This window comes from Archangium sp. Cb G35 (assembly GCF_001896145.1).
Lineage (GTDB): Bacteria > Myxococcota > Myxococcia > Myxococcales > Myxococcaceae > Archangium > Archangium violaceum.
This window is the reverse complement of the sequence record NZ_MPOI01000001.1, coordinates 444505-457605: the sequence shown is the minus strand read 5'-3', so window position 1 is coordinate 457605 and position 13101 is coordinate 444505. Positions and strand designations below refer to the sequence as shown.

At 66.3% G+C, this 13101-nt stretch carries 12 protein-coding genes; 6 read left to right on the top strand and 6 right to left on the bottom strand.

Annotated elements, in window-relative coordinates; genetic code table 11:
* Window positions 1-297 precede the first annotated feature (297 nt).
* Complete coding sequence (locus BO221_RS01870) at window positions 298-681, bottom strand: hypothetical protein (protein WP_073558606.1); 384 nt, start codon at window positions 679-681, stop codon at window positions 298-300.
* A gap of 606 nt (window positions 682-1287) precedes the next feature.
* Between BO221_RS01870 and BO221_RS01865 the strand changes: the two genes are divergently transcribed.
* The 3 genes from BO221_RS01865 to BO221_RS01855 all read left to right on the top strand — a co-directional run bounded on the left by BO221_RS01865 (window position 1288) and on the right by BO221_RS01855 (window position 4458).
* On the top strand, window positions 1288-2253 hold the full coding sequence (locus tag BO221_RS01865; protein WP_083680649.1) for a DUF2381 family protein: 966 nt from the start codon (window positions 1288-1290) through the stop codon (window positions 2251-2253).
* Window positions 2254-2265: 12 nt separating this feature from the next.
* A complete protein-coding gene (locus BO221_RS01860; RefSeq protein WP_073558605.1) occupies window positions 2266-4077 on the top strand; it encodes a serine/threonine-protein kinase in 1812 nt (603 codons plus the stop codon).
* A gap of 171 nt (window positions 4078-4248) precedes the next feature.
* Entirely contained in the window at window positions 4249-4458 is a 210-nt protein-coding gene (locus tag BO221_RS01855) for a hypothetical protein (protein WP_073558604.1), read from the top strand.
* An 870-nt stretch (window positions 4459-5328) separates the two neighbouring features.
* On the opposite strand, the gene BO221_RS52205 is transcribed toward BO221_RS01855, so the two are convergent.
* Window positions 5329-5859, bottom strand: coding sequence for a hypothetical protein (locus BO221_RS52205; RefSeq protein ID WP_083680647.1), 531 nt, complete (start codon window positions 5857-5859; stop codon window positions 5329-5331).
* Between the two features lie 98 nt (window positions 5860-5957).
* Here BO221_RS52205 and BO221_RS01845 point away from each other — a divergent pair, with 98 nt between their 5' ends.
* Complete coding sequence (locus tag BO221_RS01845) at window positions 5958-6230, top strand: helix-turn-helix domain-containing protein (RefSeq protein ID WP_073558602.1); 273 nt, start codon at window positions 5958-5960, stop codon at window positions 6228-6230.
* 3 nt (window positions 6231-6233) lie between these two features.
* On the opposite strand, the gene BO221_RS01840 is transcribed toward BO221_RS01845, so the two are convergent.
* On the bottom strand, window positions 6234-7478 hold the full coding sequence (locus tag BO221_RS01840) for a transposase (protein WP_073558601.1): 1245 nt from the start codon (window positions 7476-7478) through the stop codon (window positions 6234-6236).
* A 769-nt stretch (window positions 7479-8247) separates the two neighbouring features.
* Here BO221_RS01840 and BO221_RS01835 point away from each other — a divergent pair.
* A complete protein-coding gene (locus BO221_RS01835) occupies window positions 8248-9039 on the top strand; it encodes a hypothetical protein (RefSeq protein WP_073558600.1) in 792 nt (263 codons plus the stop codon).
* 344 nt (window positions 9040-9383) lie between these two features.
* On the opposite strand, the gene BO221_RS01830 is transcribed toward BO221_RS01835, so the two are convergent.
* Both BO221_RS01830 and BO221_RS01825 read right to left on the bottom strand, forming a co-directional pair.
* On the bottom strand, window positions 9384-9989 hold the full coding sequence (locus BO221_RS01830) for a Uma2 family endonuclease (protein WP_073558599.1): 606 nt from the start codon (window positions 9987-9989) through the stop codon (window positions 9384-9386).
* Window positions 9990-10253: 264 nt separating this feature from the next.
* A complete protein-coding gene (locus BO221_RS01825) occupies window positions 10254-11654 on the bottom strand; it encodes an FAD-binding oxidoreductase (RefSeq protein WP_073558598.1) in 1401 nt (466 codons plus the stop codon).
* Window positions 11655-11838: 184 nt separating this feature from the next.
* Here BO221_RS01825 and BO221_RS01820 point away from each other — a divergent pair, with 184 nt between their 5' ends.
* A complete protein-coding gene (locus BO221_RS01820; RefSeq protein ID WP_073558597.1) occupies window positions 11839-12612 on the top strand; it encodes a hypothetical protein in 774 nt (257 codons plus the stop codon).
* A gap of 3 nt (window positions 12613-12615) precedes the next feature.
* Here BO221_RS01820 and BO221_RS01815 read toward each other — a convergent pair whose 3' ends face one another.
* On the bottom strand, window positions 12616-13101 hold the full coding sequence (locus BO221_RS01815; protein ID WP_073558596.1) for a hypothetical protein: 486 nt from the start codon (window positions 13099-13101) through the stop codon (window positions 12616-12618).

Sequence of the window (13101 nt, the reverse complement as noted above, 5' to 3'; positions counted from 1 at the left end):
GCTTCAACCCTGTCCGTGAAGGAGTGCCGCAGGGAACAAGCGCGGCCATTTCCCCTCGCCCTCCGGGAGAGGGACGGGGTGAGGGTGCCTCGAATCCCTTCGACCTTACCCGTTTTTCTGCGGCCCGACGGGGCGGGCTCAGTGCGCTGGTGAGAATCTCGCGAGTTCACGGCGAGGGCAGTACCCAACACCAGAAGTACGCGGACGGACGTGGTTCCGGTCGCCACCCGCAGAGAAAACGGCGCTCGCCCATGGTTGGAGGCGAGCGCCGCAGGGTGAATCAGAGCGACGCTGAACTCATCTGGGGCTGCTCAGCCTGACGTGGGAGTTCAGCCACTCAATCTCAGAGCCCATAGCACCTGTATCTGTACCTGCGTACGCGGTGTCCTGTCTCCCGTCCGGGTCCGGCATGGAGTTCGGGAAGATGCGGCAGACGAAGAGGCGATCGTTATGGTCGAGGATCTTCATCAACTTCGTGGTCCACCAGTTCGGCGTTTCCTCTGTCTCGACGAACCACTGGGACTTGAGCGGACGCCTCGCCCCGGGGGCGGTCTTCTCGATGAACTCCTCCAGGTCGTCGTACACCTTCTTGGGATCGCGCTCTTCGGGTGTGTAGTCGAGCATCAACCCGCCGTGGACGTACGTTTCCACGTCAGGCGCGATGATGTCGTAGCTGATCATCAAAACCACTGAAGTACCTCTTTCCGCCGGTAAGTACACATCGACCATCGCCCTGGCGGGGCGGACTCCATCGATGTGCGGGAGATGAGGGACGCTCAACCAGGATTCTTGTCCAGAGCCCTTAGTCGAAGGCGTCCCTCGCCTACCGCTACCGCAACTTGTACCCGTGCAGGAATGGAGCGGCAAGCCTCATGAGGTCGCCATAATAGTTCAGACTCGGCAGGTAAGGTCCCTCGCCCGGCGGGACCTCGTAGTTGCGGCTTTTTTGATGCGGTTAAGGGGCGGTCGAACCCAACAGGTAAGCGACCACGTGATTTCGGCGTCGCTTGCTGCAGAACAGATGTGCTACTACGTCCATGTCCAGAGCCCTTAGTTGGAGGCGTCCCTGCCCCCAAAGAAGGTTTCGGCCGGCGGGGATTTCTCCTCGCCGGCTTCTTCGTCCCTCCCCCCTCTCTCACGGGCCACCAAGCTCCGGCGAGCATCAACGCCGTTGAGCACCTGATTCGGAGGACCCCTCCCGTCGAGCGGTTCTCAGTCGAGACGGCGCAGGGCTCTCCTCCCCGAAACATGTCCCTCGCCGTCGTGGTGGAATGAGTCGGCCGCCACATGCCCCGGCCGTGTAACGATCGCCCTGGGGGCGGCATCTGCTACGGTGAACCGGAGAGGTTCTCCGCCCTGGCACTACCATCGTCCGCTCGTCTCCTGGTCCTACTCACCCTGGCCGTCCACGAGGTCGCGGCGGCCCAGCCGTCTAAACTCCCGGCCCGCGAGCGCCAGGAGCGGCAAGTCGTCGTCCCCGGCCCCGGTGAGCCCGTGCCGGAGGTACGGGTGGCGGCGAACGTCACCACCTACCTGCGCTTCAGTGCCCCCATCGACAGGGCCTCGGTGGAGGTGGAGGGGCGGGCGACGCGCTTCAAGCTGGTGGACCCGGGGGAGTTCACCCTCGCGCTCGAGCCCTCCGTCGAGCCGGGCCCGGGGGAGAAGCTGGGCGTGCGGGTGCGCTACAAGGACGGAGGCACCCCGGCGTATGCAGCCCTCGCGCTCGTCTCCCACCCCACGCTGGTGGACAAGGAGGTGGAGGTGGTGCGCCGCCCGCGCACCGTCGAGGCGCTGGAGGCCAGGCTGTCCCACGTGGAAGCCGAACTCGTCTCCCTGAAGGCCCAGTGCGCGCAGAGCGGACTTCCCAACCTCGCCTTCTCCGGGGTGCTCGACTCGAAGGGTGTCCGCGCCAAGCCCTTCTTCGGGAAGCCGGCTCCCGGGTACAAGGGCGGCCTTGAGCCGGGGCTTGGCACCGGCTACCGGGGCACTCTCTGGGCCATGGTGGTTGTCCAGGTGCGCAACCGCCCGGGACAGCCCGCCTGGGTGCCCGGCGCGGCACGGCTCACCAGCGTGAAGGGGACGCCGGTGAAGGTGCTCTCGGTGCACATGGAGAAGCCCCAGCTCCAGCCGGGGGAGTTCGCTCTCGTGGCCGTCATGGTGGAGCCCCCTGCCTCCAACGAGGTCCTCTTCCAGCTCGAGTTGGTGGACACCGAGGGCGGGCGGCTCCTGCCCATCACCGAGGTTGCACTCTAGGAGGGCCGGCCCATGACGACTGAAGCCCAACACCCGGACCACCTTCAACCCGGCCATGTGGTGGGGCCCTGGCACATCGTCGAGGTGCTGGGCCGCGGCGGCTCCTCCCGGGTTTTCAAGGTGGAGCGCGACGGCCAGCCCTACTCCATGAAGATGGCGCTGCTCCCCCTCACCCAGTCCACGGAGGAGCTCACGGAAGAGCAGTACGTGGAGGAGACGAGCGTCTACCGGCGCCTGGCGCGCGAGGCTGCGACCCTCTTCACCTACTCCTCCCACCCCAACCTGCTACGCGTGTACGCGGTGGACTTCTGGCCCCACCCCACCAAGGGCTACCCGTTCATCATCACTGATTTCATCGACGGGGAAACCTGGCACCAGAGGCGCTGGCGCAAGCCCCCTCACGCCATTGAGCTGGTGGACACCTTCTCCAGTGTGGTGCGCACCGTGGGGGTGCTGCACGCACGCGGCGTGCTCCACCGGGACTTGAAGGCGGAGAACATCCTCATCCGAAGGAAGGACGGCCGACCGTTCCTCATCGATTTTGGCACCGCGCGCCTCCCCGGGGCCCTGACGAAGACGTTGGGCCTGCCCGAGGGCGTACTCCACCTGGTGCCGCCCGAACTCCTGGCCTACACGCGCACCGAGGCGTGGAAGCGGGGTGAGCCCTTCCAAGGCGGGGTGGCCGTGGACCTGTACGCACTGGGCGTGCTGCTCTACCAGGGGCTCACGGATTTGCATCCCTTCGACCCGGAGCTGCCAGATAAGGAACTGCTGGCGGCTATCGCTGCCGTCCCGCCGGCCGCGCCCCACCTGCTCAACCCCCTGGTGCCACGCTCCCTCAGCGACATCGCCATGAAGCTGCTGGAGAAGCGGCCCGAGGACCGCTACCCCAACACCCAGGCCCTGCTCGAGGCACTGGAGCAGGCCACCGAGAAGCAGAGACAGTCCCCCGCCTGGAGGGTGCCCCTCACCGCTCCGGAGAGCCCGGCAGAGGCGCCGCCCAAGCAGACGGAACCGGAGCAGGTGGCCCAGCCCGAGCAAGCAGCACCCGCGGGTGAAGCAGCTCCGCCTCCAGAGGATACGAGGCCGTCGGAGGACGCTCGCGAGGAGGCGCCCGCCAAGAAGCGCCGCACGTGGCACATGGGGCGCCTCGCCATGGTGGGCCTGCTTCTCCTCGCCGGCCTGTTCCTTGCCTCATGGCTGGTGCGATCCACACTCGCGCGGACCCACATGTCGGAGTCCATCGCATCCGGCCCCCCCGAGAAAGGAAGTGCGCCCGTGCCCCCTCTCACCACGCCCCAGGACTCGACTCCCTCCAGCCGCTCACGCTTCGGAGTCCTCGCCGTGTGGCTGTGCACCGCTGCTGGGCTGGGCTGTCCCGCTGCCCAGGTGCGGCCGGAGCCAGAGGACTGCCCCGCCGAGGCTAGGCACAACATGTTCGAGGAGTTGAAGCTCAACGAGGGCATGCGGCTCCAGGCCATCGTCGACATCAACCAGCCTGGGGACCCGACCGAGGAAGGCACTTACCGCGACGGCCCCATCGTCGGCCGCGTGGTGCAGCGCGAGGGGACTGCGCCGCAACTGCCCGGTGGCACCGTGCTGTACGGGAGGCTCTGGACGGGCTCTGGGATTCAAAACCTTGATGGCGAGGAGGCCGTGCTGGGGCGCTTCACCGAGGCGCTGCTGCCGGACGGTCGCAAGCTGTCGGTGTGCATCGCCCTGGGCGGGCCGGAGGGGCGCTGGCGCAAGCTGCCCGGCTCCGAGCATAGGGCCGTTCGACTGCCACGGGAGTTGCCGGTGGCAGCCGTCTGGCGCTGGCCCTGATCATCATAGAAGGCATCACGGTCCGCCGTCAGCATGCGGCTGAAGTCGCACTGAACAGGCCCAAAGGCGACTACCGGACAGCCGGCGCCGACTCTCAAGGGAGTCTTTGCCAACCGGAGCTTTCCGGCGCACTCCTCTGCTCCCGCCTTCGTGCGGGAGGAGGTTACACCGATGAGCAGCTACCACACGTTCAAGCACTTCTGCCGCTACTGCAAGACGCTCTCGATTCCCATCGAGCTTGGGGAGACCACCGGGCATCTGCGCAGCGACAGCACGGCTTGCACGAAGTGCGGCGCGAAGTACAGCGTCCGCGTCGAGGAGAAGGGTGACCACTTCTCGGTGACGACGACGTGCGTGGCGCCGCCCCCGTCGTCGAAGTGAGGTAGAGCTGACGATGGGGAGCAAGGACGGGCCGGCCCGTCTCCCCGTCCGAAGCTGTGGAGGGGTCCCGGTCTGTCAGATGACCTGGGCCGAGAGGCCGTCATCGGCCGCGACACGCGCGCTGTGTTGTCACGCGGCAAGGAGCACCTGGTGTGCATCACCCTGGGCGGGTCTCACGGGTGTATGTCCCGGCAGCATGGCCCCAATCCGGCACCGCCCAGTTCCCACGAACCGCTCCGGTGAACGCCGTCTGGCGGTGGCCGTAGTGCCCTAAACATCATAGGCGACTAGGTTTTTCCAAACCCTTACGCGTAAGGCCGGCTCTAAATACTTGCACTCAAGGCCGGCCCTACAGTTGGCAAGCTAGGTACAAGAAGAACATGTCACTTGCGGGGCCAGTTAGATTGGCGGCCAGTTGTGCTAGACATAAAAAAGGGGCCAGGTTTCCCTGGCCCCTGGGTCTCGGACAGCCATCCGGACCAACACAGCCCCCCGGTTGAGCGGAGGAGCCGCGCATAGCGCCACATCAATAATACAAGCGACTCGTCCCGTCAATGCGGGTGGCGCCAGAAAGGCCCACCATGAGTATCCGTGTGCGCATTGGTACCGGAACAGCAGTGCAGACTCGCACAATCGCAGAGTCCATATTGGTGCTGACGCCGTTGTCCCACGAGGACTGCGAACGACTGCGACAGGAGTTTGAGCAGCTCGATAAGCATCTCGAACGACTGCAACAGGAAGCCGTCAAACTGTTCAATGAACAGTTAGCGCTCTTCCGCTCCTGGTTGTCTGCGAATAGTTAGAAGCGGGCCGCTCCGGAGTTCACGCCGGGGCGGCCCTCTTCGTTCGTGCTTCGCTCGAGAACGTCGGCTACAACTCGACGAGCTCGCAGTCCTCCACGAGCACGTTCATCATCAGCCCCTTCACGCGCCCGCGGATGGTGACTCGGCGCCCCTTGGTGAGGGAGGCCACCGTGTTGGCGTTGTCCTCGTCGACGAAGCACTGCACCCTGCGGACCTCGTACTGCTTGCCGGTGCCGACCACCACATAGACGGTGTTGAGGACGTCTCGCTTCACGTCATCGACGACGCCCGTCGTCTGGATGAGCTTGCCCTTGAAGGCCGCGTCCGCCCGAACCTCGTTGTCCGTGTACTCCGCGAGCAGCGCGCGGATCTCCACCTGCTTCGCGTCCGGCATGCGCCTGGCGGCTGCGGGGGCAGCACCGTCTCCGTCTGGGGACTGTGCCATCACCCAAGCGACGAAGCAGAAGGTGACGATGCCCGCGATGCCGAACAGTCTGCCTAGACGAATGCCGCGAGGCGGCGGTGCTCCGCACTTCGGGCAGGCCGCCGCGTTGGACGCCACGTCACCACCACACTGCTTGCACCGAACCAGCGCCATGTGAGTTCTCCCGGAGTGCTATCCGCCCGCACGACACTAGCGCCACGTCTCTAGCGTCGTGGTCCGCCGTTGTAGGCGCTCCTACGGTCGGGCGCAAGATGGCGCGGCCCCGCACACGCCGGCCCGAGCGGGCGGAGCAGTACGAGAGCCCGGCTTACCGCGACCTGCAGTCGCGGCTGGCCGCGGGCGTGCGGCGCCTACGCGAGGCGAAGGGCTGGACGCAGGAGGAAGCCGCGCACCGTTGCGGCATGCCGACGCGCCTCCTCCAGCGAGTGGAGGGCGAGGACGTCAACGCCACCTTCACCACGCTGGCGCGCCTGTGCGAGGGCTTCGAGGTGGACGTGACGCAGCTCTTCCAGCCACGCCGGTGAGGCCTATGGGCCGCTGTCCATGGTGGCCCGGAGAAGTTCTCCAATGCCCTCGAGCAGCCGGTAGTACATGTATACAGGCACGGGGCCGAACGCCTTGAAGTGCGCGGCGATGCGTTCCACCTGCGCTCTCGGCCCGTGCACCAACAGCGCGAGGAAGCCGTAGGCGAGGTGGACGAGCTGCACCATGCGCTTGAGCCCCGTCCACGTCAGGGCGCGCACGTCCTCCAGGTCGAAACCCTGCTTCGTGAAGCGGTTGGCCTCCTCCACGCCCCACCTGTCCAGGTAGATGTTCGCCACGCGCCGTGCGTCGTCGGCCGTCTTCACCTCCAACGTGGTGAGGATGGCGAGCGGCTCCTGCCCCAACGCACCACCGCTGACGGTGACGAGGGAGTAGGACTTGGCACCTGGCTTGCCCGTTTGTTTGTTGGAGGAAGGGTGCTCCTGCTGCAAGTGCACGTTGCTCGCCCACCCCACCTGGAGGAGCCAGTTTTGCTTCTTCTTGGTGCCACGAGGCCGATGGACGTACAGGCGCGGCGTGCTCTCCACCAGCCCCTTCACATTCGTCTTCCCCTCGGAAGTGAAGAGGGTACGGCTGTTGCCCTCGAGGCGCAGACGCACGGCGAAGTCCACGCCCATCTCCTCCATCTTCCTGAAGAAGATGCCGCCGTCGAAGCCGCTGTCGAAGGCCCAGAAGGCGTCGTCCGGCACGTGCCGGCGCACCGTCGCGATGGCGTCGAACACCGTGGCATTCTGGCTCTTGTACTCGGGCGACTCCGTTGAGAAGAGCCGGGACAGCAGCGGCAGACGTCGTCCGCGCACGCCCACGGCCTCGAGGGAGATGATGTCGTACCCATTCCCTACCTCCTTCGTGGAGCCATCAAGGACTCGGGCCAGGTACGGCATCTTCCTCGCGCGTGGCTTGGTGATGTCGGTGATGTCCACGGCGATGGTGGGCCGCGGGTAGCGCTCGTCCCGGAGGATGGGGGCGACGAGCTGCAGGTAGTCCTGCTCCACCGCCGCGTCGTCGTAGCGCTCGTTGGCGAGGTTGCGCGAGAGGCGCTTCTCCGTGTGGATGAGGCGGCTCGGCTCCTTCAGGGCCCGGCCGATTTGGGAGAGGAGGACGCTCCTCTTCTCCACCAGGCCGAAGAGGGCTTCGCGTAGAAAGCGGCGGCACGGCTTGTACAGCCGCCCGCCCACCTTCTCCACGTAGGCGTCGAAGCGCTCGGGAATGGACTTCTCTCGAGGCACACCTCTCCCGACGCTGGACACGTGCGTCGGTGGTGCCTACGTTTCCTGTGTCCCCTAGCAAGGACAGGAGCGTGGCATTCCAGTGCCCGTTCCAGCTGTGAATGGGAGTCGGGCTGTTTCCAGCAGCTCTCCTCCCGGAATGAGGGTCGGACTTCCAGGTCCGGCCCTTTTTCTTTGGTGTCTCCTGTTGCTGCTTCCTCCTCGCTCCCAACTCACGCGGTTGGGTGGAACTACAAGTCCGCGAAGATGGGGACGCGGAGTGCGGGTCGTCAACGGCACGCCCCTCTCCATTGCCAGTGCGGGTGTCGTGTTGGCGATAGCACGCGGGTGTTGGAGTGGGCAGAGGCTTTGGGTCCCGTTCGTTCTGAGCCATTCGCGCGCGCAGATGGCCCCGCACGACTTGCCATAGCTCCACCGTTATCGGGCGGTTCGCAGCCTCTCGCCGCAGTCCGCACGACGCGAAAAAGCCTCCGCCAGAGTGGCTGGGCCAGTTCCAGGGAGGCTCATGCTGCGGCAGGCACGCGGGTGTGGAAGTGAAGGGTCGTCCTCTGGGACTGGACGTCTCCTTCAAATACTTGACCTGAACGTTAGCCCAGGACACACTTCTGGCCGCTGGCGCCCATCTGCGCCTAACCCGCTTGGCTCTCCGTGCGGAGCCATTCAAAAGGGGCAAAGTGACTCAGTCACAAGATGGTCTTGTTGTGCCTCCTAACGGGCGGCAAGCGCAGTGCACGGACAGCCTTGTCATGCTCGAAAGGGTAGGTACGACATGAGCAACAATGCGAACCAGAGGAAGCTGAAGCGCCTGATCCGAGAGCGGATGGAGCGCACCGGTGAGTCGTACACGGACGCGAGGATGCACGTCCTCCGAAAGCACTCCATCGGTGAGCAACCCCTCGCCAAGCCGCAGATCGATCTTGAGCGATTGGGCGTGATGACCAGGGGCTTGCATGAGTCGTTGAAGGCGCTGACGCACGGCCCAGCCCTCCAGGTCTCTGAGGCCATCTCGGGAATGAACCGGGCGTTGCACGAAGGCCTCCAGGCGGCGATGCAGGTGCCTGCCATCCAGTTCCCGGACCTGTCGAAGACCTTCGCGGCAATCGACCAAGCGGTGAAGCTGGATTTGCAGGAGACCTTCAAGGCGGCGATGCAGGTGCCTGCCATCCAGYTCCCGGACCTGTCGAAGACCTTCGCGGCAATCGACCAAGCGGTGAAGCTGGATTTGCAGGAGACCTTCAAGGCGGCGAYGCAGGTGCCTGCCATCCAGCTCCCGGACCTGTCGAAGACCTTCGCGGCAATCGACCAAGCGGTGAAGCTGGATTTGCAGGAGACCTTCAAGGCGGCGACGCAGGTGCCTGCCATCCAGCTCCCGGACCTGTCGAAGACCTTCGCGGCAATCGACCAAGCGGTGAAGCTGGATTTGCAGGAGACCTTCAAGGCGGCGACGCAGGTGCCTGCCATCCAGCTCCCGGACCTGTCGAAGACCTTCGCGGCAATCGACCAGGACATTGCTGCGGTGGGACTCAAGGCTGCGAAGGCGCTGCAGGCAGCGACACAGTAGCGTGCTGCGCTGGGCTCCAGCATTGAGAGCCCAACCAACTCGGTCTCTCGACGCTAGGTGGGCTGCGGCACACCATCCGCAGTGGAGCTGAGTTCGGAGAACGCCATGGCCACCAGCACTCTTGAGCCTGGTGGCCATGGCGGTGATGGCTGGTTCTCCCCACTACTGCTGAGATCTGTCCTCTGCGCACTGAGGGCCCGAGACTTCTCCGTCGAGCCTCAGAATTATGGGTAAGGTCGAAGAATCCCGGGTTGAACCCCTGTCCACACGGGGTTCCATGGGTTGAAGAACAGGTGCAGATACCCTCACCCTGACCCTCTCCCGAGGGGAGAGGGGATATTCGGTCACTTCCCTGAAAGGGATTCACCGGGCTCGGGCGACTCGGAGAACCAGAGAGCCTCGAGCTCCAGCTCGAGGGCCTCGAAGGGCTCGGCGCGGACACGGGCGTTGCCGCTCCAGGAGCCCTTCTCCAACCACCGTCCCTCGTGGCGCTGGAGGACTTCCAGGATGCGGAGCACCGGATCCACGAGCCAGACGTACTCCACCCCCTGCCGGGCGTAGATGCGCTTCTTCACGGTCCGGTCGAGGCGGGCCGTCGACGGGGAGAGTACTTCGCAGACCCAGTCCGGAGCGAGGGTGAAGTTGGGAGCATCGGAGCGCACGGGCATGCGCGAGCGCCGCCAGCCCGCCAGGTCCGGCACCAGCACGTTCTTGCCGAAGTGCAGCTCCGGCTCAGTGAAGAACCACCAGCCCCCCGGACCGCCCCGGCCACGTTGAAAAGGCTCGAAGAGCGAGCCACCCAGCGCGAAGCTGGCCGCCGAGTGAGGGCTCGCGGGCCGGGGTGATGCGACGAGTTCTCCTTCGAGAATCTCCCCCACCACGTGGGCAGGAAGGGCGATGAGATCCTCGTAGGTCGCCTCACGATGATGGGGTTGCTTCTCCTCCGCCATCTCAGCGCGTCCTCTCCAGTCCGTCGATCCAGTCCAATCCGTCGTTCCAGGACTCAGCATCTTCCCTCCGCGTCCGCGATGCCAGTCCCCGGGAGCCGCGATTCTCGGCAATGCGGGGCCGTGGACATGCATGGCGGCCTGCCCACCCGGTATTCGGGCAGCAGGCACGTCGTCTCACGATGAGATTACTTCCGAAGTCACCCGGAAGCAACCTACGTTAGACGTAACGTGAAGGGTCTTGTCGCCAGGAAGAGGAAGGGCCCTCTACACGTCGAGGATCTTCCCCGGGTTGAGGATGTTGTTCGGGTCCAGGGCGCGCTTGAGCGTGCGCAGCATCTCGAGCTCGGCGGGCGAGCGCGAGAAGGCCAGGTAGTCCTTCTTCAGCAAACCGATGCCGTGCTCGGCCGAGATGCTGCCGCCGTGCTTGCGCACCAGCTCGAACATCGTGGGGTCGGCCTTCTTCGTGTGCGCGAGGAACTCGGCCTTCTCCATGGCCTCGGGCTTCATGATGTTGATGTGGAGGTTGCCGTCCCCGATGTGGCCGAACAGGGCGATCTCCCAGCCCGGGTAGCGCTCGCCGAAGACCGCGTCCATCTCGGAGCAGAAGGCCTCCAGGTTCGCCACCGGCAGCGATACGTCGTTCTTGTGCGGCAGTCCCGTGGCCGACAGGCTCTCGCTGATGCTCTCGCGCAGGGCCCACAGCTCGCTGGCCTGCGAGGGACTCTGCGCCATGGTGCCATCCGTCACCAGCCCCCGCTCGAAGAGCGAGCCCAGCCAGCCCTCCACCTCGGCGGCGTCCTTGCCCTCGGCCTCCATCAACACGTAGCACCCGCTCGGGGCCTCGAAGGGCGAACGCAACTTGCGGTGGCGCTGCACCCGCGCCAGGCACTTGTCGGTGAAGAACTCGTAGGCGCTCAGCAGCAACGGGGCGCGGCGGGCCTCGCGGAACAGCCGCAGCACGGCGGCCACGTCCGGCACGGCGAAGAGGAACACGTCCTGCTTGCCCGGCAGCGGCGTCAGCTTGAGCGTGGCCTCGGTGATGATGCCCAGCGTGCCCTCGCTGCCGATGAAGAGCTGGCGCAGGTCCGCGCCGGTGTTGTTCTTCTCCAGCGCGCCGTTGAGCTCCAGCACCTGCCCCTGCGCCGTCACCACCTGCAGGCCCAGCACCCACTGGCGCGTGAGGCCGTAGCGGATGACCTTCACCCCACCCGCGTTGGTGGCGATGTTGCCGCCCACCTGGCTCGAGCCCTTGGAGGCGAAATCCACCGGCCACGTGAGGCCGTGCTCGGCGCAGTGGTGGTGCACGGCCTCGGTGACGGCTCCGGCCTGCACGCGCACCGTGTTGCCGAGCAGCTCCACCGGCTCCATCCGGTTCATCCGCTGGAGGGACAGCACCAGTTCGCCCCGCGCGGCCACCGCTCCAGCCGCCAGGCCCGTGCGCCCACCCGAGGGCACCACTGGCACGCGGTACTGGTTGCACAGGGCCAGCAACCGCGCCACCTCGTCCGTGGTGCGCGGAAAGGCCACCGCGCTGGGAGCGGGAGAATGAACGCGCGTCCAGTCGCGCCCGTACTCCTGGAGCTCGCTGGGCTCGCGGGTCAGGAAGTCCGCGGGGAAACCATCGGCAACAGCACGGAGGAACGCCTCGGGAAGCACGTCGGCCATGAGGGGAGCACTAGTGCAGGGACCCGCCCATGGCAAGCCAGCGAGCGAGGCATGGAGCGCTTTCATGCCCTGGTGCCAGTCAGCACCTGGACAGACGCGGCGCCCCTCCCAGCCGGACCATCCCCCCGTGCTTATCCTCCCGCGCGGCTCGTGGCGGCAGGGGAGAGCCGGGGGGAGTCCACACATGGAGCTGCGCAAGCCACTGTTCATCGCGGCACTGGTGTTGCTCGGCCTCTGTGTGCTCGTCGAGGTGGGTGCCTCCATCCTGCTGCCCCGCCCCGTCGCCAGCCGCGCCGACATCGAGGCCAACCTGCGCAGCGAGGGCGCCCAGGACGACGTCAGTGTCGACGAAGTGCTCGCCATGCAACGCGAGAATCCCCCGACTCCAGGCCTCGGCATTCCCTACCTCGCGCTCGTCGACGGGCTCCTGCTCCTCACCCTCGGGCTCATGGGCGCCAGCCTGCTCATCCCCGAGCGCGTCCACGGGCAGGTGCAGGGGGTGGTGTCGCTCGTGGGCGCCATCGTCGCCCTGCTGGCCGGTATCGCCATGCTCGTGGGCGCCATCGGTCTGCTGCTGCTCATGGTCTCCCTCTTCACCGCGGTGCCCTTCGGAACCATCGCCTACCTGGCCATCTGGGGCTTCTTCAACCGCGGCGGCGCCTCCGCCACACTCGGCCTGCTCATGGCCTTCAAGGTGGCCGCCGGTGTGTGCCTCGTGCTCGCCCAGCCGCGCTTCCTCCAGAACAAGGGCCTCGTGCTGCTCTTCCTCACCTCGCTGGTGGCCGGTGCCCTCCTCAGCATCCTGCACGGCTGGGTGCCCATCATCCTCGTGAGCATCACCGATGCCGTGGGCGCCATCATCGTCGCCATCCTCGGCCTCGTATGGGCCCTGGTGCTCTTCATCGGCGCGCTCGTCTCCATCCTCCGGGTGCTCAAACTCAAGCGCACCGCGGCCTGAGCCTCAGCGCAGCTTCACCGGGCATTCGGCGGTGTTCCCCACGCCCCGGGTGCACGTCAGCGACAGCGTGGCCCCCTCCTCCGGCACATCCAGCCCCCGGCGCTCGTCCAGGCCGTCAAGTGTGGCCGGGACCGCGGGCCCGCCCTTCGGCTCGAGCCGCACGTCCACCTGGCTCCCCGACAGCGGCTCCACGTTCACCGTGCGCACCCGCGCTCCCGACTTCGCGATGTCCACCCGGCACGCCAGCCCCCGCGCCACCCGCACGGTGCCCTCGGACAGCACGCAACCCGTGGTCTTCAGGTCCTCTTCCGCCACCGGCTTCGGCTTGACGAAACGCTCGCGCCACCGCTCCCGCTCCTGCTTCGACGCCGGGTTGGCTCCCCTGGCGGAACGGTCCTGCGCGCCCAGACCCGCCCCCAGCACGTACAGCGCGACACAGGCGAACACCGCCAGGATGAGCAGGATGGTGGAGGGCTTGGGCTGGGTCAT